Source organism: Phyllobacterium phragmitis, assembly GCF_002980495.1.
GTDB lineage: Bacteria > Pseudomonadota > Alphaproteobacteria > Rhizobiales > Rhizobiaceae > Paramesorhizobium > Paramesorhizobium phragmitis.
Genome location: NZ_PVBR01000001.1, coordinates 25,759 through 46,811, shown reverse-complemented (window position 1 = coordinate 46,811; position 21,053 = coordinate 25,759). Strand labels below are relative to the sequence as shown.

Genomic DNA, 21,053 nt, shown 5'->3' with positions numbered 1-21,053 from the left:
CATAATCTTATCCGAAAAGTCTGCAACTTTTCGGGATTATGCTTTGCGTGCGTTCTGCGGCCCGCTTGCTTCGAGAAGCGCGCGACCGAGAAAATCCTTTTCATTCCTGACGCCCGGCAGCGCGAAGAAGAAGCCGCCGCCGATCGGCTTGATGTATTCTTCCAGCGGTTCGCCATCGAGCCGCTTCTGGACGGTGATGAAGCCCTTTTCCAGATCGGCCTGGAAGGCGATGAACAGCAGGCCCATCTCAAGCTGGCCGGATTTGCTGATGCCGTTGGAATAGTTGAACGGCCGGCGCAGCATCAGGTGCTTTTCAGCATCCGCATCGCGCCGGTTGGCGAGACGGATATGCGCATCGAGCGGCGTCACCTTGCCCTCGGGATCGGCGGCATAATCCGGCACGTCGGCTTCCGTCCGGCCGTCGAAGGGGGCACCGCTCGCCTTCTTGCGGCCGATGATCGCCTCCTGCTCCTGCAGGGGCGTGCGGTCCCAGCGCTCGACGAAATTGCGGATGATGCGCGCCACCTGATAGCTGCCATGCGCCGCCCAGGCCGGCTCGTCGCTGTCCGGCTGCACCCAGACGATACGGTTCATCAGGGCCTCGTCGGCGGGATCGGGATTGGCCGAGCCGTCGCGGAAGCCGAGGAAATTGCGCGCACTCTCCTTGACCTTTTCCGGAGGCTGGACCGGCACCGAACCCTCCTGCTTCCAGCGCAAGAGCAACTGGCCGGGCGCGTTCTTGACGATATCGCGCAGCGCATGAATGTTGGTATCGGGCGTGTTGGAGGAGAACTGGAGCAGGAGATCGCCATGGCAGAGATCCTTTTCCAGCGCATCGTTGGGAGAGCCTTGCATGCGGCTGAGACGCAGCGGCTTCAGCGGCTTCAGGCCGAAACGGTCATCGAACAGCGAGGCGCCGAGCGCCGCCGTCACCGTCAGATTGTCGGGAATGATCTCAGGCCCGAGAATGCCGGAATCGGGCGGCGGAAATTTCGGATCGAGCTCCGGCGCCCTGCCGCCCTGCATGAGAAAGGCGATGCGGTCGGTCAGCGTGCGCAGCAATTGTTCCAGCTCGGCCCGGTCGCGCGACAGGATATCGAACGAGGCAACCATGCCGGCGGCCGGCCGCGGCGTGACGATGCCTGGCTGATGCAGGCCGTAAAAAGGCTGGCGGTCCTGCGTCGTGCCGCTTTCCGGCGCGTTGGTCACGCTGTCATTGGAGAGCGCCGCCGCGCCCTGCGGCACCATTCCCCCGGCAGCGGCCATCGCGCCGGCACCGGCGCCGAGGAGCAGCTTGCGCCGGGCTGGAGAAGCGGGCGCATTCGTGTCGCGAGATTTCCTGTCGTCTTGCATCAGCTTAGTCCCAGACTGTCACGCAGCTTTTCGAGGTCGGCGGCGAGTTGGGCTGCCTGTTTCTTCAGGGCAGCCTTGTCGCCTTCGCCGAGTTTGTCATAGGCGATGAACCCATCGCCTTGCCTATACGCATCCATCGTTTTGCCGATGGCCGCGAAATCATTGTCGATCGTGCCCATCAGACCGCCATTGGCCTTCAGCGCCACAGGGCGCATGAGATCGACGATCTTGCGCACGCCGACGAGATTGGCGGAGAAGGATGCCAGATCGGTATGGGCATAGCGGTCTTCTTCCTGCCCTGCCCCTTCGGTTGCGAAACGGCTCACCAGCGAGGCCGCGCCGCCGATCATCTTTTCCGGCGGGACGCGCAAATCATGAATGCGGCCCTGCAATGTCGCGACATCGGCGACGAGCTTGTCGGCGACGGGTGCGAGGCCTTGCGTGCTGTTTTCGGCAAACAGGCCGTATTCGAGACGGTGCAGACCGCCGAAGGCCGGATCGGCCTCGCGCTTCTCGAAATAATCGGCGCGGGCGTCGATCGCCGTATCGAGATCGGAGAAGACCTCCGATACCGGCGCAATGCGCGCATAGGCGGCGCGCGCCGGCTCATAAAGCCGCTTCGCCTCATCGAGATTGCCCGATTTGACCGCATCGGCGAGATCACCCGTCGCCTGCACCAGATCGTTGGTCCCGGCGGCGAGGAAGAGCTTGTATTCGGCCAGCGCGCCGATGAAGGCGGTGAGTTGCGGGCGGGCCGCGTCGGCTGATGCGGCAGCCGACGGCGTGACGATGAGCTTGCCGCGCGGATTGCTGAGAAGACCGCAGGTGATCTGGTATTCGCCCGGTTCCAGCCGCGCATTCAGCGTCTGGCTGAAGCCGGGCGCGATGTTCTCGCGCTCCTCGACCACCATGACGCCATCGAGGATTTCCCATTCGACGGCGCGGTCGGATTTGTTGACGATCAGGAATGCGGCGCGGCCGGCGGGCACCGTCAGTTCGTTGGGATCGCAGTTCCGGCCGGTGATGGTGACGACGGTGGCGTTACCGGCAGCGTCGCGATGCGCCTGGTTGGAGAACTGCGAGGCGTAATAGAAGGCAATGCCCGCGCCGAGCAATAACAGGGCTGCCGCCCCCAAACCGACCCGGATAATGAGGCGCGGCATTGGATCGCCTGATGTGGGGTCGATCTTGTCTTTGGATGTTTCCGGGGACATTCCGGCCAGAACCTTTCCTATGAACCCTGCTTTGCGCTTATGGTCGATGGCCTGCCTGCCGGGGGCGACAGGAAGAGGAAGAGCGCTGGAACGATGAACGCCACATAGGCCAGGATTTCGCTGATCGTCGGCGTGTCGATATAGCCGAACATGCCGGAGAGAAGCGCGCCGAGCGGGCTGTCGAGCGGCAGGACATTGCTCATGTCGAAGACGACCGTCTGCCAATGGTTCCAGATGCCCGCCTCATGCAGCGCCTTGACGGAATTGGCGAGAATGCCGGCGGCGACGAAAAGGATGAAGACCCCGGTCCAGCGGAAGAAGCGGCGCAGATTGAGCTTCAGCCCGCCGATATAGATGCCATAACCGATGGCGATGGCGACCAGCACGCCTAAAAGCGCACCGAGCGGCGCCGCCATTCCCTGGCTCTGCTGGAAAGCCGCCAAGAGGAAGAAAACCGACTCTAATCCTTCACGCGCGACGGCGAAAAACACCATGAGGATCAGGCCCAGTCCCTTGTTGGCGGAGGTCTCGAACGTCGCATCGATGGAGTGATGCAGCTCGGCCTTGATCGAACGGGCCGCCTTGCGCATCCAGAACACCATCGAGGTCAGCACACATACCGCGACGAGGCCGATCACCGCTTCAAAAAGCTCCTGCGCCTTTTGCGGAAATTCGGCGCTGGCGAACTGCAGTGCAGCACCGACGGCAAGCGACAGCGCCAGCGCAAGCAGAATGCCGATCCAGACCACCGGCATCCAGGCGCCGCGCCCGGTCTGCTTGAGATAGCTTGCGATGATGCCGACGATGAGCGCGGCTTCGACGCCCTCGCGCAGCATGATCAGAAAAGGTACGAGCATATCGATCCATCCGGTGGCCGCGGCGGCCAAGACCCCGACCGGCTGATGCAATTATCTGCTTTGCGTGTGTTAACCCTTCGCGAATTTGTCACCTTTTAGCGGACGCGGATTGGGCCTGCAAGAAAATTGCATGAAATGGGCAAAATTGATGAGATTTAGAACAGTTCACCGTCAGGTGGAAACGATGCGTTCAGGCGTTCCTCACTCTTTATGCTTTACGGTGTAACCACCCTATTCCAACCGTAGCAACAGCGGCACCGGTGAGGCATGGATTCCTGTGACGAGCACAGGAATGACGGGAGTTTGGTTGTTGGCGGCCAATTGCAGACGTTTCCGTCCGTAGAACGGTTGTCATAGGAACGAAATCATCACCACTTCCGTCATTCCTGTGCTTGTCACAGGAATCCATGCCTCGCCATCTCCACCGCACCGGCGGTGCAGAATGGTAAGGCTGGACGATTCCATCAAAACAGGAACCGCTCTAAAACTCATCTAAATTATCTCCGTGCGAATAAATACGTCTTATATGGAACCTATTTCAATCCTATATAAGCAAATATCACGGCTATACTTTTGATATCGATGAAAAATATAATGAAAATTGAAGGTTACACTTCATATTACATTAAATCAACCAATGGAAATTCCTGATATTCGGCTTCAATTTTGTTGACGGCATCCGAATATGATCAGAAGCATTGCGCATGAATGCGTTTCTTCTTTTCATATCGCGCTTATGGGCGCGCAGAGGTTCATACCCCGGCAGCGACGACCGGCGCGGCGGATCGCGCTGGCAAAAATTGTTGTCGGCGCGGTCGGAATTTTTCGGCACAGGGCTTGAAGACGGCGAAGCGCTCATCCATATCAGTATCACTTGCAGGCGCGTCTCCTCCCATTGCGCGCGGCAAGTGTTCCCCTCTGGAGGTTTTGCCCAATGGGCACCTTCACAACTTGAAGCCGGGCTTTCACAAGTCCGGCTCTTTTTTTGCCTTGAAGTGTTTCGTTTTCCCACCGCTTCCGAGCCGCAATCAAGGCAATTTCCAGCGGATGACCATGGCAATTTCGGGCGGCCATTGCCGCGGCAACCTTATTGCACTGCAAAAATGGAATGCGGCTGGCCGAAGATGGCAAAAACAAGCCCAAAAACAGATAGATCCAAGCGTTTCCTGCAATGCAGCCATGCAAATTTGTCTCTGCACCTTTTTGCAGTGCGGGACTATATGCTGTTCGTAACAAGAACAAATAATGTGTCTAGGTGAGAAAAATGAACCTGATCCGCTCCTACAGCAACTGGCGCCGCTACCGCGCTACCGTGAACGAACTGAGCCGCCTGTCGGCCCGCGAACTGAACGATCTCGGCATCCTCCCCGCCGAAATCCCTTACGTCGCCCGTAAGGCAGTCACGCGCTAATCAAGTTTTACAGATATCGTCGGGGTCACTCCTCCTCCCAGACCCCCGCGATAAAAGACCGGCACCTCCTCCTCCCAGCCGGTCTTTACAAATAGCACCCGCCGCACCTCCTCCCGCGGCGGGTGTTGTTTTTTAGAGCGCCGCGCGTCCAATTGGACGCGCAAAGGACGCTCTAACACTTTTAAATGCTGCATAATTTCATCCTTAAATCGATTCCGATTTAAGGATGAAATTAGCAGTGGGATCATTCCTCCACGAATGCCTTGAATGCTTCCGCATAATCCTTGTGCCATCGCGGCTTTTGCGCGTGTTTCGACTCAGAAATCCCGCCAAGAACGACGAATTCGAAGAAACGGCCAAAGAGTTCGGTGTGAAGGGCGATTGAGCCTGATCGCGATCAATCATACCCGAACCGGCTCGCCACATCCGATGTGATGCGGCGGATCTCATCGCGTTCGGCCTCGGTGAAGGACGGCTCGTAATAGGTGGGCGGGCTGATCGTGGTTTGAGCAATCTCGACCAGGCCCGCCGGCTCCAGTCCGCAATGTTCCAGGACGGCCGTAAATGTCGGCCCGGGATCGGCGCAGAAATCCTCGTAGCGCACGATCTTCACGGCATCGGCGGCTTCGCCATCCTCCATCAGATCGGCGACATGGCCATAGACATCGGCCCATTGCGCCGCCCAGCCGGCGATTTCCTCGCCCTCTTCCCAATGGATATCCGCGCGGGCGACCATGCCGTGGGAAGCGGTGTTGATGGCCCGCCGATCCGGCCCGAACTCGAAATGGCCGCTGCGCCGCATATGGCGCCTGACGCGCTCATCCTGCGCCGCGGCGGTCAGGAAAAGACGGTGTTGCTTCACAAGCGAGGCGATGTGCCAGACCGGATCCCTGACGGGCACGATGAAGCGCGCATCGGGCAGGATCTTTTTGAGATAGGCGATGCGCGTGACATTGTAATTGCCTTTCGAGATGTAGCGCCTCCCCCGGCGCAAAGCCAGAAGCTTGCGGATATGATCGCGATAAAACGCCTCGAAACGCGGATGCATCGTGGTCCGGTCGAGCACCGCGCTTGCCCGCCGCTCGTGCAGGCTTGTGAAAAAGGCATTCCAGAGCACTTCCTCGAACGCCTCAGGGCTTTCAGGCGTGACGATGATGCCGTCGCGGTGGGCGCGTTCCGTGGCCTGCCGATCGCTCCTGCCGGCGCGGTCGACGAACCAGTTCCAGGCCCAGGGCACCGGCAGCAGCGGAAAATCGCGATAGCGGTGGGTGGCGGCCTCAGGGTGGCGGGCGAGGAGTTCCAGGAGGATGGTGCTGCCCGAACGCGCCAGACCGGCGATATAGACCGGCCGGTCGATGGCGATATCGGCCAGACGCTCGCCCAGCACACGCGTTTCGAAATCGCCCGTCTTGATCAACAGGCGGGGAAAACGCTCAAGGAGACCACCGACCTTATCCGTCCACGGATCGACTTCCATGCGGACTGGTATATGTGCCGACTGCTTTACCGTCTGGTCCATGTTGTCGCTCTCAATCTATCTGGCGGACGATCTTCAATGTCATTGCAAAGAAAAGGAGGGATGCGAAGAAGATCGGTTCCCAGCCGCGCAGCCACTCTGGCCCGGAGGAGAAAAACTGCTGCTGCGGCAAAGCGAAATCCACCCAGTCGAACGGTGCATCATCGGGCAGATAGCCGGCCGGATTGCCGATAAGGATGTTCCACCAGCGCAGCTTATGCACGGTCCTGATGGGTTTCGGCACCGCGACTTCGGCGATTTGGCGCCCGGCTGCATCCATCACCTCCGCCTTGGGCGCGGCTCCGTTGCCGGTATCGACCCAGCGGCCCCGATAATCGCCGCCAATCTGGACGGCGATCGCCTGGCCCGGCGGCGGGAAGCTCTTGCCATAATGCGCGTCGGTCCAGATGATCAGGATCAGCACCGGCAATGATGCGATGAGCGTGGCCGGAAAGACGATGAGAACACGGCGCGAGGCGAGCGAGAGCATGCGCCTGATGTATTTCCACGCCTCCTCGAACGGACCGTCGAAATCGTTCAGCTGCTGCTGGACGCGGAGGAGGTCCTGCTTGATCCGGGAGATCTGCGCCTGCGGCGACAAGAGCCGATAGAGCTCCATCGATACGATTGCGCCGATTGCGGCCCACAGCACGATCCTTCCGATCGGCGGAAGGAACCGCGTCAGCAATCCGTCGATCAGTGACAGCGCAGGCGAAGGCAGGTCCAGAAGTCCCAACATGCGGAAGCCCCGCTATTTTTCCTGTCGCGGTGATCCGGCTACGCTTGCAAGCGTGTCGTCGGCACCTGCAGCATCCCGGGTGGCGAGCCTCCTGCGCCGGTTGCGCATCATCTTGCGGATCGGCCATGCGACGACGAAGAAGAGGGCGGTTACGATCGCTACCAACAACGCCCATAGCGCGCCGAGAAGACTGAGGCCGGCGCCCGGCCCGACATAGGCGAACGCGGCGGTAGGAGCGAATAGCGTGACGAGAACTGTGATGAGAGCAAGGCGTTTCTTCATGTCCGTGTCTCCTTATCTGGCTGTTTTTTGTCTTGCTGTTTCTTGTCTGGCTGCTTTGTCGGGCCTGGCTTCTCCAACATTGCGGGATCGATATCGGAGGGCGATAGCCTTTGAGCCCAGCCGAAGATCGCGATCTTGTCGCCGTCATCGCCGCCACGCGCCGGATTGAGGAATTCCCAGACGATTTCTCCATCCCGCGTCACCTCGACAAGCCGGCCGGCAGTCGATTCGTCGATCAGCGTGTTGCCGTTGGCGAGACGCTGCTGTTCACCGCGGATCGGGCTTTCCAGCGGATGGTCAGCGGTTCCGGCATATTGCCAGACGGTTTCCATCGTGCGCGGATTGAACTCCAATATCCGCGTCTGTCCCTCCGGCCGATGGAAATTGCCGAAATTGTCGAACAGAAGAATGTTGCCGTTGGCCAGGATGTCCGGGTCGTGCTGGCCGATCCATGGGCCGTTGGTGGCCCAGCTGATCTGCTTGGTGCCCGGATCGAGAACCGCGACCGTTCCCGTGCCGAGATCACGGAAGGAAAGCAGGATCTGGCCTTCCCTAGCGAAGGCGAAATTGGCGGCCATCTCGCTGGTGATATATTTGACGGCATTGGCGTGCAGCGGTTCGGCGACCGAAAAACTCGATACCGAATAACCCAATTGACGATAGGGCGACGCGCCCAACGCCTTCATCAGGTGGATCTTTTCCAGTTCCTTACCGTCGGGCGACAGGATGACGAGATAATCATCGAGGCGCGGCGGCTTGAGATGGCCGTAAGGCTTCACCCTCTCCTTGGAATATTCATGCGTCAGCACATAGATCTTGCCGTCGGGCCCGATATCGAACTGATGGTGGGCACGCCCGGCATAGCTCCAGATCACATTCGAGTTCTTGTCGAGTTTGGCCAGGCCATAGCCATAGGGGGTGTCGCCCGCCCCCTCGTATAATGCCAGCAGATCGCCATTGGGAAAGACGTGCGCATGGCGGAAATAGACGAACGGGTCGGGCTGCGGCTTCGATACGGTCTGGGCGCCGGCCTGCCACAGCTTGCCGCGCGGCCCGTTCGGCCAGAGGGTGCTGAACGGCCGACGCCATTGGTGCACGATCCTGCCTTTCATATCGATGAGATAGGCCGCCGGTCCGTCGCCCGAGGTATAGAGCGTCAGCCCTTCCTGAGCTTTGCCGGGGAGATAAGCCGTGACGCCCCGTTTATTGGAACGCTGCGGGTACCAAAGGTCGGTGTTGTAGACGTTCTGGTAGTTGACGATCTTATCGTAGAGCGCTCTTCCGCCCTCATAGGCGGCTGCGATCTGCGGTCCTGGAAATATCTCGCCGGTGGTGACGATCGCACCGGCAACGAACAGCAGCAGCCCACATGCCGTAACGCTGACTATTCGCAGAAACCTATCCAGCCAGGACGAGGGTTCATCTTCCATCTGTTCCGGCTTCGGCTGACGCTTCTGGGGGGTCTCATTGTCCATTTGCATGGCAAGTTTTTCCGAAGTGATTGTTTCCTTTGCCTAAAGTCCGATGACGCCGGATTGGTTCCATGCGACGTCGCCGTATGCTGATCCCCGAGGGGGATTGCTTGGATCTGTGAGCGGGTGGCGCAGATCAATGGCCATGTCTGCGTGCCGCAGGGCGCCACCGCAAAACAAAATCGGATCGGCGAATGCAATGATCCGGCGCATATCCCATCCCGAAGTTCCAGCTTCACAACAAGGAAGCCAGACCTCATTTCTTTTACATCTGCATGGGTTGAGGGCGGCTTCGTGACGCTCGAAGCCATATTTTGCTTCAGCCTGTAACGCATTGTGAGCATTGGTGATCGCAGCCTCAGACAAAAGCCGTTGATCCGGCGGATTTCCAGGCCCGCCCGACTGCAAAATTAGCCGGAACAATAACCGCCCCCGCTCCGTTTGGCTTCCTGACATTCAGGCGGTCAGGGCAGACGGTCAGGGCCAGCAGGTGCCGAACGCGCTTCGAGAGCAGCCCCAGCCGACGCTTCCGCTGGAGCGCAGTTATGACGGGCTGAGGAACAAGCATGCCGAGAACCGGATGCACTGAGCAGAAGCGGGCGATATCCGAAAGCGTTTGGCGCGGTAGAGCGGTTCCCAATTGAACGGCATCGCCTAACCTGTCCTGCATCGTTGGAATGGTGGAAATGGTGAGGCATGGATTCCTGTGACAAGCACAGGCCCGGGCACAGGAATCCATGCCTCGACGATGCCGCTGTTGCCACGGTTGGAATATGGTTGCCACCGTCAAGATTGAGGAACGCCTGAGCGCATCGTTTCCACCTGAAAGTGAAAGGCTCCAAGGTCTAAACTGCAACTTGTTCTCAATCTCGCCAGCCCCGAAACCGGGCGCGTCGGCGAAAGTTTGCTTGTAATCACGCAAATGTACGCATATATAAATGCCTGTGAACGCCATGTTCGGCTCGTTCTCTGTGGGGTTGATCGAGCCTTGAGCGTAATCCTCACATTATTTATGAACGGGATGCGGGTGAAAAACCGCTTCACAGCTTTCCTCATCCCGCTCCAGATTGACCGTCATCCCATAACGGTGCGTATCCGTGGCAGGTTCGCCATGGACGGTTTCAGAACATGATGCGACTCAGGGATGGCCCGCAAAACCCGAACAGAAGCCCGATCCGGATCCATGCCTGAACCCACGAATGGCCTGAACCCCGAATGGTCGCGCCCGCTTATGAAAGCGCGTATGCGGTGCTGCATGATCGCGCCATCGAGACGCCGGCGATCGGATCGGCAATTTATTTCCCATTCAGCGAATGCGCTTCTCGAATGTCGATCAGAATATCGGCATCTCGCTTCGCTCAAGACCAAATCAAAGGAGTAGGCCGTGCATAACGGCTTGAAAACGACCATGAAAGACCATCAAACCACACAGGGGCAAACAAAACAGGCGCCGCGATCCGGCTCCCGCTCCACGCAACAGGCGCCGCGCTCGCGGAAAACTCAGGGTGCGCAAAATCAGTACGAACGCTATACTGAATTGGCGCGTGCTGAAGCCTTGAACGGCAATCATGTCGAGGCGGAGAACTATTACCAGCATGCAGAACATTATTTCCGCTCCGCCGGCGCTGCCGAGCGCCCGACACCAACAGGACTGTAACCGTATATGAACGCTGTTTTCCCCGCGTCCGCAGCCACCATCGATCATCGGTCCTGGCTCAAGATCCTCGCCAATTACCGGCAGCCCCATCGCGGGCGCAGCGCATTCGAACTGGCGGTGACGATCATCCCGTTCGCCGCTTTTTGGGCGCTTTCCGGCGTCGCCGTCCATTACGGCTTCTGGTGGGGTCTATTGTTGACCATTCCGGCGGCGGGCTTCCTGCTTCGGCTGTTCATGATCCAGCACGATTGCGGCCATGGCTCGTTTTTCGCCCATCGCCCGACGGATGACTGGATCGGCCGGGCGCTCGGCGTCTTAACGCTTACGCCTTACGATTACTGGAAGCGCGCCCATGCCATTCATCACGCCTCGGCCGGCAATCTCGACGAGCGCGGCGTCGGCGACATCACGACGCTGACCGTCAGCGAATATCGCGCCTTGTCGCGCTGGGGGCGGTTCCAATACCGGCTTTACCGCAACCCGATCGTCATGTTCGTCATCGGACCGGTCTGGGTTTTCCTGCTCAAGCAGCGGCTGCCTTTCGGCATGATGCGTTCAGGCGTGAAGCCGTGGATCTCGACGATGGCGACCAATCTGGCGATCATCGTCCTGGCAGCCGGGCTGATCTGGATGATCGGCGTCGTCCCGTTCCTTCTGGTGCACCTGCCGATCGTGCTCCTGGCGAGCGCTGCCGGTATCTGGCTGTTCTACGTCCAGCACCAGTTCGAGGACACGCAGTGGTCGGAGGGAGCCGAATGGCAGTTCCAGCAATCCGCCCTGCACGGCTCGTCCTTTTACGATCTGCCGGGCGCGCTGCAATGGCTGACCGGCAATATCGGCATCCATCATGTGCATCATCTGTCGAGCAGGGTTCCCTATTACCGGCTTCCCGAAGTGCTCAGGGATTACCCCGAGTTGCGTGATATCGGCCGCATCACCATCCTGGAAAGCCTGCGCTGCGTGAAGCTCGTGCTGTGGGATGAACGGGACAAGCGCCTGATCTCGTTTCGCGAGGCACGCGCGCTGGCCTAGAGAAAAATCTGCGTCTGCTCCGGTAATCCGTATGCCAGGCTCAGCATGTCTTGCGGATACCGGGGAGATCGCATGGTTTCCCTGTTCGAGAGCCGCGAATACCACTCGGCGAGCTTCCCGCAATCAGCCGGCACCGGTACGCCGTAGAATTGATCTGCGAACTCAATCAGGGCCATCGCGACGCAATCCGCAATCGTCAGCTTGCTGCCGTTGATGAAGGGGCCCACGAACTTCGCCTCTCCCACACGAAGCTTGCTCGCAAATCGCTCGGCTCCGATCGAGGCCGCCTCAGCATTTGGCGTGTGGCGTTCAGCGTTCACGCGACTTCCCTGTCGCGCCCACAAGCCGAAGAAGCTTGTGGCCTCGTCAAAGATGGCCACGAGCTCACGCGTCCGTGCACGCTCCTCTGATGTCTCACCAAGCATATTCGGCGAGGGATAGCGCTCCTCCAGATATTCGAGAATCGCAATGGACTGGCCGATCAAGATCCCATTGCCTGTATCAAGAATGGGCAAGGAATGCGCCGGGCTCAGTTTCAGAAGGAAATCCTCGGGCCATAATTCAGGCTGATGCGGGAACTCCACTTCGATCAGCTCGATGTCGGCGATACCCTTTTCGGTAAGATATAGCGTGAGACGGCGGGGGTATGGGCCCCAAGGAAAATTATACAGCTTCACGGGGGGCTCCTGGATCTGCAACAAACTCATGGTACCTCGAAAGTTACATGATAGAGCCAAAGCTGCCATCATGCAACTTTATTTGTTACAAAACCATCAGATGATCATGCCGGGCACGTCGAGGGATGCGCCCGGCATTTTTTTTGGACAACTGCCCTATTTCGCCATCTGCATGCCATGCCCGGCCGGCTTCGAGAAAAGCCGCCGCCTGCGGATCTCGCCGGGGGTTGCGGACTTGTTCTTCTTCAGCGCCGTGGTCATGTGGCTCTGGCTGGAAAAGCCGATCATCTCGGCGATGCTGGAAAGCGGTATATCGCTCTCGCGCAGATGTTTCTCAGCCTCGTTCAGCCTGAGCGCGAGGAGATATTGATGCGGCGTCTGGCCAAAGCTCTCCCTGAAGGAGGTGAGGAAATGGCCGGGCGAGATGCCGACCTGCGCCGCCATCTCGGCGATGGAGATCTTGGAACAGAAGTTTTCCCTGAGATATGCCTCTATGCGGCGGGAAGCCTGATAGGACAGCCCGCCTGTCTCCTTCTTCTCGCCACGCTTTTCCACCTGACTGCGCAGCAGAAGCGTCGCGACCACGGTCATCAATGCATCCACATAGCGCTCGTTGACGGGCGTCTGCTTCTGCAGCTCGCCACGCAGGAGATGCGCCACCTGCAGGCATTTCGGATCGACATTGCGACAGGCGATGGAGAACGGCTCGGCCCCTTGAAGCTCGGCCGACAGATCCTTCAGCCCCTCCAGCCTGTCAGGGGAAAGCGTCACCGATATGCTTTCCTTGGCGACCGGCCAGCGAAGCATGGATTCGCTTCCCGCCGGGAAGACCAGAACCATGCCCGCCGGCGCATCGAAGACATGCCTGCCCCCGGGGGTGGCTCCGGCACCCAGCGACCATTCCAGATCGCGGACTGCCGACAGAACCACCGTGGCAAGAGGCGCTGCGGGACGAAACATGGCCGCTCCCGGCGGGGAAACCGCATAGATCAGCGCACCATTGAGAGCCGTCAAACGTTCTCCGGGAAATTCCGGAAATAAAGCGGTACTACCGTCGTCTGCAGGAAAAGCCTGCCTGTTGTTGAGAATGATCGTATTCATTGTGTGATATCCATAAGCTGCCGTTGAAAATAAGGTTTTGCTTTCGCTCAATAATTTCTTCATTTGCTATGAATAATTATCTTGACGATAATCCTTCCCATTCTTGGCAGGCAAACATCTCCCGTCGCCACGAAGCGCCCAATCAAGAACACTTCGCCCCACAGAGCAGACGCGACTGCCCAAATCCAACGCTGGTCTAACCGGGGACGCAACTGGTAATTATTATTATTGTTGAATCATCACTATCACTGATTATTGCCTTGATGCAACTATTTGGTTAATGAAAATCTGTTAATTGCAACTAAAGATTGACGATTCAGGTCTTTTATGAAATCTTCGATACTGAGTGAAACCATGCAGCGCTCATATCGCGTCCGATCACCGGTCAGCGGCAGCCATCACCGGTACAGCCGCTCCGATGAAAGAAAAAATGCGGGATATATACGCAGACGACACCTTGATCCTCTATCATTTACAGATAAGAATATTCAAAATTCATTTTATAGAATCAGAATTGGCAGGGAAAAACATGACTATACTTATTGAGCCGCGCCACAAGAAACACGGCACCGTCGCCTCCATGGCCTTCGCGCTTGTTGCAGCCGTCGGCGCCGCGCCTCTGCTTGCCAGCCCCGCTCCGGCGCAAAACGAGGCTCCAAGCGCGCTTTCCGAGACTTTCGGGGACTGGCGGGTCAATTGCCAGACGTCCACCCAGAACGACGCGCAGAAGCGCAACTGCCAGATGACGCAGGAGCAGGTCGACGGCAAGACGGGCCAAAGGGTTCTGATGATCGCGCTCGGCGCTCCCGATGCGAAGACCGGCGTCTCCTCCTCGACGCTGGTCCTGCCCTTCGGGCTCGATCTGACGAAAGGCGTTCAGATCAAGGTCGACGATACCGATCTGAGCAAGGCCAGCATCAGCACATGCCTGCCGCAGGGCTGCATCGCGCCGCTCTCCTTCGACAGCAAGGCGCTGGCCACGCTGGCCAAAGGAAATCAGGCGGTCATCAGCATGATCGCGTTCAACGGCGGCCAGGACGTGACCGGCAGCATCTCCCTGAAGGGCTTCGGCGCCGCATCGGCGCGGCTCGCCGCGCTCAGCAAGTCCTGATCAGCGGGATTTCGCTTTAACGCCCGGTCCCGGAAAGCGTCGATCTCCCGGGACCGGGCGGGAACCGGATCCTTGCCGGGCCCGGTCGTCCATCAACTCGTACCACATGGCATTGAGAACGGCGAAGGCGACTGCCAGGGGCAGACCGAGAAGCCAGGAAAAGTACCACATATTCGATCTCCTTTGTAATTCAGGGCAATAAGGCAGTATGTATCGAGAGAAGGGGCAATAAACATATTGCCCCATTCCCCTACCGCCCTACTGCCTCAATAAGAATGGCTGCTCTTGTCCGTCACACCGGCCTCGTCCACCTTGCCCCACAGCACGTGGTAGACCCAGCTGGTATAGGCGACGATGATGGGCAGGAAGATTGCGGTGACCACCAGCATGATGAAGAGCGTCAGATGGCTGGAGGATGAATCCCACACGGTCAGGCTCGATCTCAGATCGATCGATGAGGGCAGGATGAACGGGAACATCGAGACGCCGACCGAGGAGATAATGCCGAAGATGGCGATTTTCCCCGTCAGGAGCGGCAGGATTTCCGCCTTGCTGCGCAGGCCGAAAAAGGTCGCCAGCGTGCCAAGGATGCCGAGCACCGGCGCGATCAGCAACCAGGGATAGGCGGCATAATTGGCAAACCAGGCGCCGCTCTCGGTCACGACCGTCTTCAAAAGCGGATTGGACGGACCGGCGGGATCGATCGCGCTGGTGATGCGGTAGCCGCCGATATAGGCCCAGAGCACCGCGCCGGCCGCCGCATAGAGCACAAGGGTGAGAAGCGCTGCAATGCCGCCGTAACGCCGCGCCCGCCACGCCACCTTGCCGTCCGTCTTGAGCGCGAGCCAGGCGCTGCCATGCATGACCAGCATGGAGACCGACAGGAGGCCGCAAAGCAGTGCGAAGGGATTGAGCAGGCCGAAGAACGAACCCTCGTAGAAGATGCGCATGTCGTCGGCGAAGCGGAACGGCACCCCCTGCAGCACATTGCCGACGGCAACGCCGAAAATCAGCGCCGGGACGAAGCCGCCCGTGAACAGCGCCCAGTCCCAGGTCGAGCGCCAGCGCGGGTCCTCGCGCTTGCTGCGGTATTTGAACCCGACCGGACGCAGGATCAGCGCCGCGAGAATGGCGAACATGGCGAGATAGAAGCCGGAGAACGACACCGCATAAAGCGGCGGCCATGCGGCGAAGATGGCGCCGCCGCCGACGACCAGCCAGACCTGATTGCCCTCCCATACCGGGCCGATCGTATTGATGACGACGCGGCGCTCGACATCGCTCCTGCCGATGAACGGCAGGAGCATGCCGACACCGAGATCGAAGCCGTCGAGAGCGGCGAAGCCGATGAGGAGCACGCCGAGGAGAACCCACCAGATCAGGCGCAGGGTTCCATAGTCGATCAATTCGCTGAGGATCATGTCTCTTACTCCGCCGGTGCGATGATGGGTGAAGCGAGGATCGCTTCAGGGTCGGTATCCGGCTCGGGACCTTGTTTTATGGCGCGGACCATCAGCATCATCTCGACGATGAACAGAACCGTATAGAGGATCACGAAGCCGACGATGGTGCCGAGCACGGTCGTCGCGCCGAGATCGGAGACCGCCGCCGCCGTCGGCAGCACACCTTCGATGATCCAGGGCTGACGGCCGAACTCCGCGACGATCCAGCCCATCTCGGCCGCGACCCACGGCAGTGGAATGGCGAGAACCGCCACCCGCAAAAGCCACGGATAATGGTCGAGCCTACGGCGTGCCGAAAGCAGGAAGAAGGTCGTGGTCAAAAGGATGAAGAAGAAGCCGAGCCCGACCATGATGCGGAAAGCCCAGAAGAGCGGCAGCACGCCCGGCACCGTATCATTGGCGGCGGCGACGATCTGCGCCTCCGTCGCGGTGCGCGGATCATCGACATAGCGCTTCAGGAGAAGCGCATAGCCGAGCCATTCGCCGTTGGCCTCGAAAGCCGTGCGTGCCTCGGCGGGAACCGCCGCCTCGCTGCCCGCGGCGCGGATCTTTTGCAGCGCATCATAAGCGACGATGCCCTTGCGGATGTGATCCTCGGCACTTGCGACGAGTTCGTTGATGCCGGGAATCTCGGTCGTCAGCGAGCGCGTGCCGATCAGACCCATGAGGATGGGGATATGCACGGCATAATGCGTCTCGCGCGCCTCCTGATCGGGAAAGCCGAACGCGGTGAAGGCGGCGGGCGCAGGCTCGGTGTTCCACATGCCTTCGATCGCCGCCAGCTTCATCTTCTGGTGTTCGGTGGAGAGATAGCCGCTTTCATCGCCGAGCACGACCACCGACAGCGAGGCGGCGAGGCCGAAGGAGGCGGCGACCGTCATGGATCGCTTCGCCAGTTCGGTGGAGCGGCCCTTCAGGAGATACCAGGCGGATACGCCGAGCACGAAGATCGAAGCCGTGACATAGCCCGCCGAAACCGTGTGGACGAATTTCGCCTGCGCGACGGGGTTCATCAGCACGGCGAAGAAATCGGTGATCTCCATGCGCATGGTCTGCGGGTTGAAGGCCGATCCCACCGGGTTCTGCATCCAGCCATTGGCGATCAGGATCCACAGGGCGGAGAAATTCGAGCCGGCGGCGACGCAATAGGTGGCGACGAGATGGCCGAGCTTGGACAGCTTGTCCCAGCCGAAGAAGAACAGGCCGACGAAGGTCGCCTCGAGGAAGAAGGCCATCAGCCCTTCGATGGCGAGCGGAGCGCCGAAGATATCCCCGACATAATGGCTGTAATAGCTCCAGTTCATGCCGAACTGGAATTCCATGACGAGGCCGGTGGCGACGCCTATGGCGAAATTGATGCCGAACAACGTGCCCCAGAACTTGGTCATCTGACGCCAGATCAGGCGCCCCGTCATGACATAGACGGTTTCCATGATGGCCAGCAGGACCGAAAGGCCGAGCGTCAGCGGCACGAACAGGAAGTGATAGAGCGCGGTTATCGCGAATTGCAGACGTGACAGTGTGACAATGTCAAATTCCATCGATATTTCACCGGCTCCCCGGCGCTCCTTTTTAATCTACCCGCCCGATGCCATCAGGCATGGGCCGGAACCTGCGGGTTCATCCTTCCCGCAGGCCTGAGACAATGCGCGCGAAGCCGGGTTCGGCCTTTCCGGCTGTTTCGACGATCCGCCCCCGGTCCAGCACGATCACGCGGTCGGCGAGCACGGCTTCGCGTTGCGTATGCGTGGCGATCACCAGCGTCCGGCCCACGGCCTTTCGCTCCAAGCGGCGCAGGACATCGCCTGCCGTGGCCGCGTCGAGCCCTTCGGTCGGCTCGTCGAGCAGCCAGAGCGGCGTGTCGCGCAGGAAAAGCCGCGCCAGCGCCAGGCGGCGGGACTGGCCGCCGGAGAGGCCGAGCCCGCCCTCGCCCAACCGGGCATCGAGGCCATCGGGCATCGCCGCGATGGTCTGGGCGAGACCGGCATCCTCCAACGCCTGCCACAGCGCCGCATCGTCGGCGGCGGCATTGGCGAGGCGGAGATTTTCGCGCACACTGTCCTGGAAAAGCTCGGTGCGTTGCGTCAGGAGCGTTGCCGCCATCGCTTCAACCGTGCCGGATCGCGGCGCGATTTCGCCGGCGAGCACGGCCAGGGTCGTGGATTTTCCGGCACCACTCGTTCCGACAAGAGCGAGTTTTTCCCCGGAACGAAGATCGAGGGAGATATCGAAAAGTACCGGTTTTTCCGTTCCGTGGTGACAGGCGGTCACGGAAATGAGACGCGCCGCCCTTCCCGCTTCCCGCACCTGGCCGGAAATCGGTTCATCGGTCACGGTAAGGCGCGGCGTCAGCCTTTGCGCGGCTAGCGCTGTACGGCCCAGTTCCATCGCGCCACGCCGCAAGGCTGCGAAGGGTTCCATCGCGGACAGGGCGACGAGCAGGCCGAGGGCGGCGACCGGCGCACCGATAATGCCTGATTGAGCCAGCATGGTCACGGCGACGAGCGCGCCGGCGAGCAACAACGCGCCCGCCGACCCGAACGCCGCAGCCAGCCCCGTATCGATCCGGTTCAGCGCATCGTCGGCTTCGGCAAGGCGGCGGTCGGCATGGGCGATCGCGCCGGCTTTCGCATGCAGGCGTCCCGCCATGACGAGTTCGGTCTGACCGGCGACGAGATCGATGGTGCGGGCGCGCAGCGCCTCCACCGCCTTGGCGCGACGGCGCATGGGCTTTGTCGCGGCACTGGCCGCGAGGACCGGCAGCCCAAGCCCCGCCGCGAGAAGCAGGAGGGCGACGGCCAGGCCGAGAAGCGGCGACATCAAAGAGAAGACGATACCGGCGGCAAGGGCGGCGGCGAGTGCTGCGCCAGCCGGCACCAGGACCCTGAGATAAAGCGTGTCCAGCGCGTCGATATCGGCGGTCAGGCGGAACAGCAGGCGCGCCGGCCGCATCAGCAGGTCATGCGCCGCACCTGGCCCGGCCCAGCTGCGAAACAGTTTTTCGCGCAAGGCCGAGAGCACGGCGAGCGTCGCATCATGCGTGACGAGCCGTTCGCCATAGCGAGCGCCGGTCCGCGCCATCGCCAGAAAGCGGATGCCGGCCGCAGGCGCAAAAACGTCGAAAACGAGCGCCGTCGCCGCGGAAAGCCCGGCAATGGCGGTGGCGGTGATGAACCAGCCGGAGAGCCCGAGCAGCGCGATACCGGCCAGGACCGTGGCCGCGGCGAGAGCCATGCCTGAGAACATCAGGCCGCGGCGCTCGGCCAGGAACAGCGCCAGGATCGGGCGGAGATGGCGCAGCGTGCTCATCGCGCGGTCCTCTTGATGTTTTCGGCATCGAACATGATCACCCGGTCCATGCGCGCGGCAAGCGCCCGATCATGGGTGGCGACGATCAGTATCTTTCCCTCGGCCAGCGCGAGGAGGCTTTTCGTGATTCTTGCCGCCGTGCGGCTGTCGAGATGCGCGGTGGGTTCGTCGGCCAGGATGATGCCGGCATCGGTATTGAACGCGGCACGCGCCAGCGCAAGACGCAGCGCCTCGCCGCCGGAAAGGCCGATGCCGTCTTCACCGAGCATCGCGCCGCCCTGCACCGATTCGATATCGCCGAGTGCTGCGAGGCTAAGCGCTGCATCGACCCGCGCCTTATCCCTGCCGCCTCGCCCGAGCGTGACATTCGCCTCGGCGGAACCGGCGAAGATATGCGGCTTCTGTCCCACCCATGCCATGCGGCCGCGCAAATCCGCCGCCGTTTCGTCGGTGAGCGGCACATCGCCGATCACGATGCGGCCGTGCTCCGCAGCAACGAGGCCGGCGATCAGCGACAGCAGGCTCGACTTGCCGCAGCCGCTCGGGCCGAACAGAGCGATATGCTCGCCTGGTGCAACGGAGAGGCTGAAGCCATCGAGCAGCCAATCGCCGTTGCCGGCATGGCGGAAGCGTAGGTTGGAGAGTTCGAGAGCATCTCCATGATCCTCGTCCTTCGAGGCTCGCTTCGCTCGCACCTCAGGATGAGGATCATGGAGGGCCGGCTCCCGTACCCTCATCCTGAGGTGCGGAGCGAAGCGGAGCCTCGAAGGACGAGGGTACGGGTTTTCGGGGCCAATCTTCATTCCTGCACCAACCATCAGCGCGCTGCCTTGCGAAAGTGTCTCCAGCGCCTTCATCGCCGCCTCGCCGGCGGCGCGGTCGTGCCAGACCGCCGAGAGATCGCGCAGCGGCTCGAAAAAGGCCGGAGCCAGCAGCAGGATGAAGAAGCCTTGCGCCAGCGAAAGCTTGACGCCCCATGCGCCGAAATCGAGCTGGCCGAGGAGATGGAAGCCGACATAGACGGCGACCATGGCGACGCCGAGGGCGGAAAAGAGTTCGAGCACCGCTGATGACAGGAAGGCGATGCGCAGGACGGCCATCGTGCGACGGCGCAGCGCTTCGGCATTGTCGCGCAAGCGGTGTGCGGTGAGATCGACGGCATCGAAGGCGCGGATGGTGGCAAGGCCGCGCAGGCGGTCGAGCAGGAAGCCGTTCATGCCGCCGAGCTCGGCAAGCTGCGCCTCGCTCGCCGCCTTCGCCCGCCAGCCGATCAGCGCCATGAAGATCGGGATGAGCGGTGCGGCAAGCATGAGAACCAGCGCCGCGGCCCATGAGTACCAGAAGACCACGCCCAGGATGACGAGCGGCACGGCGGTGACGCGCAGGCGAACCGGCTGGAACCGGGCGAGATAGGGAACGACCGCCTCCGCCTGTTCGGCAATGACGCTGGCGGCGAAACCCGAGGCGGGACGGTCGCTGTCGAAGGGGGAACGCCGGCCGAGGGCGGCAATCGCCCGCTCCCGCATGGATGAGAGCGTCTGACGGGCGGCCTTGAATGCGAGCCTGCTTCCGGCGGCATCCAGTGCGGCGCGTGAAATGCCGATGCCGAAGATGGCGGCGGCGATCCAGATCACCTGCCGCATTGCGCCATCATCCGTGACGATGCCCAGCGCATAAGCGAGAAGCGCGGCCTGCGGCAGCCAGAGCAGAGCGGCGCCGACCTGCAGCACCGCGCCTGCTCTGGCACTCGTCTTGGGAGACGATTCGGGTAAGGAATTTACGTGCGCTGCCGACGCTGCGCCCGCATCGGCCGGGACGTCAGCGGCCACCTTGCGGCGAGACCGCGCGAAGCCGCTGGT

At 60.8% G+C, this 21,053-nt stretch carries 21 protein-coding genes; 6 read left to right on the top strand and 15 right to left on the bottom strand.

The window, feature by feature from the left end:
- Window positions 1-36 precede the first annotated feature (36 nt).
- From efeB to efeU, 3 genes are read right to left on the bottom strand one after another with little or no spacing between them, the layout of a single operon-like run.
- Window positions 37-1,353 (bottom strand): iron uptake transporter deferrochelatase/peroxidase subunit, encoded by a 1,317-nt coding sequence (gene efeB, locus C5748_RS00235; RefSeq protein WP_105739940.1) that lies wholly within the window; start codon window positions 1,351-1,353, stop codon window positions 37-39.
- Window positions 1,353-2,567, bottom strand: a complete 1,215-nt coding sequence (gene efeO, locus C5748_RS00230; RefSeq protein WP_245428694.1) for an iron uptake system protein EfeO — start codon at window positions 2,565-2,567, stop codon at window positions 1,353-1,355. Before efeO ends, efeB begins: the two co-directional genes overlap by 1 nt.
- A 17-nt stretch (window positions 2,568-2,584) precedes the next feature.
- Entirely contained in the window at window positions 2,585-3,424 is an 840-nt protein-coding gene (efeU, locus tag C5748_RS00225) for an iron uptake transporter permease EfeU (protein ID WP_105740264.1), read from the bottom strand.
- Between the two features lie 704 nt (window positions 3,425-4,128).
- Here efeU and C5748_RS27720 point away from each other — a divergent pair.
- The gene (locus C5748_RS27720; protein WP_146119453.1) at window positions 4,129-4,683 is read left to right on the top strand and encodes a hypothetical protein; all 555 of its coding nucleotides are present in this window, start codon (window positions 4,129-4,131) and stop codon (window positions 4,681-4,683) included.
- A 5-nt stretch (window positions 4,684-4,688) separates the two neighbouring features.
- A complete protein-coding gene (locus C5748_RS00215; RefSeq protein WP_105739938.1) occupies window positions 4,689-4,835 on the top strand; it encodes a DUF1127 domain-containing protein in 147 nt (48 codons plus the stop codon).
- 397 nt (window positions 4,836-5,232) lie between these two features.
- On the opposite strand, the gene C5748_RS00205 is transcribed toward C5748_RS00215, so the two are convergent.
- The 4 genes from C5748_RS00205 to C5748_RS00190 are packed head-to-tail and all read right to left on the bottom strand — an operon-like array spanning window position 5,233 to window position 8,853.
- Window positions 5,233-6,354, bottom strand: coding sequence for a sulfotransferase family protein (locus C5748_RS00205; RefSeq protein WP_245428692.1), 1,122 nt, complete (start codon window positions 6,352-6,354; stop codon window positions 5,233-5,235).
- 10 nt (window positions 6,355-6,364) lie between these two features.
- Window positions 6,365-7,090, bottom strand: coding sequence for a hypothetical protein (locus tag C5748_RS00200; protein ID WP_105739936.1), 726 nt, complete (start codon window positions 7,088-7,090; stop codon window positions 6,365-6,367).
- 12 nt (window positions 7,091-7,102) lie between these two features.
- On the bottom strand, window positions 7,103-7,372 hold the full coding sequence (locus tag C5748_RS00195) for a hypothetical protein (RefSeq protein WP_105739935.1): 270 nt from the start codon (window positions 7,370-7,372) through the stop codon (window positions 7,103-7,105).
- A complete protein-coding gene (locus C5748_RS00190; protein ID WP_245428690.1) occupies window positions 7,369-8,853 on the bottom strand; it encodes an arylsulfotransferase family protein in 1,485 nt (494 codons plus the stop codon). The genes C5748_RS00195 and C5748_RS00190 overlap by 4 nt, the downstream gene beginning before the upstream one ends.
- A 117-nt stretch (window positions 8,854-8,970) precedes the next feature.
- On the opposite strand from C5748_RS00190, the gene C5748_RS00185 reads away from it, so the two are divergent.
- The gene (locus tag C5748_RS00185) at window positions 8,971-9,174 is read left to right on the top strand and encodes a hypothetical protein (protein ID WP_105739934.1); all 204 of its coding nucleotides are present in this window, start codon (window positions 8,971-8,973) and stop codon (window positions 9,172-9,174) included.
- A 28-nt stretch (window positions 9,175-9,202) separates the two neighbouring features.
- Here C5748_RS00185 and C5748_RS27715 read toward each other — a convergent pair whose 3' ends face one another.
- Complete coding sequence (locus tag C5748_RS27715; protein ID WP_146119452.1) at window positions 9,203-9,799, bottom strand: hypothetical protein; 597 nt, start codon at window positions 9,797-9,799, stop codon at window positions 9,203-9,205.
- Between the two features lie 429 nt (window positions 9,800-10,228).
- On the opposite strand from C5748_RS27715, the gene C5748_RS00180 reads away from it, so the two are divergent.
- Both C5748_RS00180 and C5748_RS00175 read left to right on the top strand, forming a co-directional pair.
- A complete protein-coding gene (locus tag C5748_RS00180) occupies window positions 10,229-10,501 on the top strand; it encodes a DUF4167 domain-containing protein (RefSeq protein WP_199194667.1) in 273 nt (90 codons plus the stop codon).
- Between the two features lie 6 nt (window positions 10,502-10,507).
- Complete coding sequence (locus tag C5748_RS00175; protein ID WP_105739932.1) at window positions 10,508-11,533, top strand: fatty acid desaturase; 1,026 nt, start codon at window positions 10,508-10,510, stop codon at window positions 11,531-11,533.
- Here C5748_RS00175 and C5748_RS00170 read toward each other — a convergent pair.
- On the bottom strand, window positions 11,530-12,210 hold the full coding sequence (locus tag C5748_RS00170) for a glutathione S-transferase family protein (RefSeq protein WP_158259790.1): 681 nt from the start codon (window positions 12,208-12,210) through the stop codon (window positions 11,530-11,532). The two genes, C5748_RS00175 and C5748_RS00170, sit on opposite strands and share 4 nt — an antisense overlap.
- Before the next feature lie 156 nt (window positions 12,211-12,366).
- The gene (locus C5748_RS00165; RefSeq protein WP_158259789.1) at window positions 12,367-13,311 is read right to left on the bottom strand and encodes an AraC family transcriptional regulator; all 945 of its coding nucleotides are present in this window, start codon (window positions 13,309-13,311) and stop codon (window positions 12,367-12,369) included.
- 529 nt (window positions 13,312-13,840) lie between these two features.
- On the opposite strand from C5748_RS00165, the gene C5748_RS00160 reads away from it, so the two are divergent.
- The gene (locus C5748_RS00160; protein ID WP_158259788.1) at window positions 13,841-14,422 is read left to right on the top strand and encodes an invasion associated locus B family protein; all 582 of its coding nucleotides are present in this window, start codon (window positions 13,841-13,843) and stop codon (window positions 14,420-14,422) included.
- On the opposite strand, the gene cydX is transcribed toward C5748_RS00160, so the two are convergent.
- The 5 genes from cydX to cydD form a co-directional block, all read right to left on the bottom strand.
- On the bottom strand, window positions 14,423-14,593 hold the full coding sequence (gene cydX, locus C5748_RS00155) for a cytochrome bd-I oxidase subunit CydX (RefSeq protein ID WP_105739928.1): 171 nt from the start codon (window positions 14,591-14,593) through the stop codon (window positions 14,423-14,425).
- A gap of 95 nt (window positions 14,594-14,688) precedes the next feature.
- Complete coding sequence (gene cydB, locus C5748_RS00150; RefSeq protein ID WP_105739927.1) at window positions 14,689-15,843, bottom strand: cytochrome d ubiquinol oxidase subunit II; 1,155 nt, start codon at window positions 15,841-15,843, stop codon at window positions 14,689-14,691.
- A gap of 5 nt (window positions 15,844-15,848) precedes the next feature.
- A complete protein-coding gene (locus C5748_RS00145; RefSeq protein ID WP_105739926.1) occupies window positions 15,849-17,426 on the bottom strand; it encodes a cytochrome ubiquinol oxidase subunit I in 1,578 nt (525 codons plus the stop codon).
- A gap of 79 nt (window positions 17,427-17,505) precedes the next feature.
- The gene (gene cydC, locus C5748_RS00140) at window positions 17,506-19,194 is read right to left on the bottom strand and encodes a thiol reductant ABC exporter subunit CydC (RefSeq protein WP_105739925.1); all 1,689 of its coding nucleotides are present in this window, start codon (window positions 19,192-19,194) and stop codon (window positions 17,506-17,508) included.
- Window positions 19,191-20,924: a thiol reductant ABC exporter subunit CydD gene (gene cydD / locus C5748_RS00135; protein ID WP_245428726.1), complete on the bottom strand. Its 1,734-nt coding sequence runs from the start codon at window positions 20,922-20,924 to the stop codon at window positions 19,191-19,193. Before cydD ends, cydC begins: the two co-directional genes overlap by 4 nt.
- Window positions 20,925-21,053: the final 129 nt, after the last annotated feature.

What these genes read in the sequence shown, in the direction of transcription:
- efeB (WP_105739940.1), bottom strand. Translation starts at nt 1,353, where the DNA reads ATGCAAGACGACAGGAAATCTCGCGACACGAATGCGCCCGCTTCTCCA.
- efeO (WP_245428694.1), bottom strand. Translation starts at nt 2,567, where the DNA reads ATGTCCCCGGAAACATCCAAAGACAAGATCGACCCCACATCAGGCGAT.
- efeU (WP_105740264.1), bottom strand. Translation starts at nt 3,424, where the DNA reads ATGCTCGTACCTTTTCTGATCATGCTGCGCGAGGGCGTCGAAGCCGCG.
- C5748_RS27720 (WP_146119453.1), top strand. Translation starts at nt 4,129, where the DNA reads ATGAATGCGTTTCTTCTTTTCATATCGCGCTTATGGGCGCGCAGAGGT.
- C5748_RS00215 (WP_105739938.1), top strand. Translation starts at nt 4,689, where the DNA reads ATGAACCTGATCCGCTCCTACAGCAACTGGCGCCGCTACCGCGCTACC.
- C5748_RS00205 (WP_245428692.1), bottom strand. Translation starts at nt 6,354, where the DNA reads ATGGACCAGACGGTAAAGCAGTCGGCACATATACCAGTCCGCATGGAA.
- C5748_RS00200 (WP_105739936.1), bottom strand. Translation starts at nt 7,090, where the DNA reads ATGTTGGGACTTCTGGACCTGCCTTCGCCTGCGCTGTCACTGATCGAC.
- C5748_RS00195 (WP_105739935.1), bottom strand. Translation starts at nt 7,372, where the DNA reads ATGAAGAAACGCCTTGCTCTCATCACAGTTCTCGTCACGCTATTCGCT.
- C5748_RS00190 (WP_245428690.1), bottom strand. Translation starts at nt 8,853, where the DNA reads ATGCAAATGGACAATGAGACCCCCCAGAAGCGTCAGCCGAAGCCGGAA.
- C5748_RS27715 (WP_146119452.1), bottom strand. Translation starts at nt 9,799, where the DNA reads ATGGCGTTCACAGGCATTTATATATGCGTACATTTGCGTGATTACAAG.
- C5748_RS00175 (WP_105739932.1), top strand. Translation starts at nt 10,508, where the DNA reads ATGAACGCTGTTTTCCCCGCGTCCGCAGCCACCATCGATCATCGGTCC.
- C5748_RS00165 (WP_158259789.1), bottom strand. Translation starts at nt 13,311, where the DNA reads ATGAATACGATCATTCTCAACAACAGGCAGGCTTTTCCTGCAGACGAC.
- C5748_RS00160 (WP_158259788.1), top strand. Translation starts at nt 13,841, where the DNA reads ATGACTATACTTATTGAGCCGCGCCACAAGAAACACGGCACCGTCGCC.
- cydX (WP_105739928.1), bottom strand. Translation starts at nt 14,593, where the DNA reads ATGTGGTACTTTTCCTGGCTTCTCGGTCTGCCCCTGGCAGTCGCCTTC.
- cydB (WP_105739927.1), bottom strand. Translation starts at nt 15,843, where the DNA reads ATGATCCTCAGCGAATTGATCGACTATGGAACCCTGCGCCTGATCTGG.
- C5748_RS00145 (WP_105739926.1), bottom strand. Translation starts at nt 17,426, where the DNA reads ATGGAATTTGACATTGTCACACTGTCACGTCTGCAATTCGCGATAACC.
- cydC (WP_105739925.1), bottom strand. Translation starts at nt 19,194, where the DNA reads ATGAGCACGCTGCGCCATCTCCGCCCGATCCTGGCGCTGTTCCTGGCC.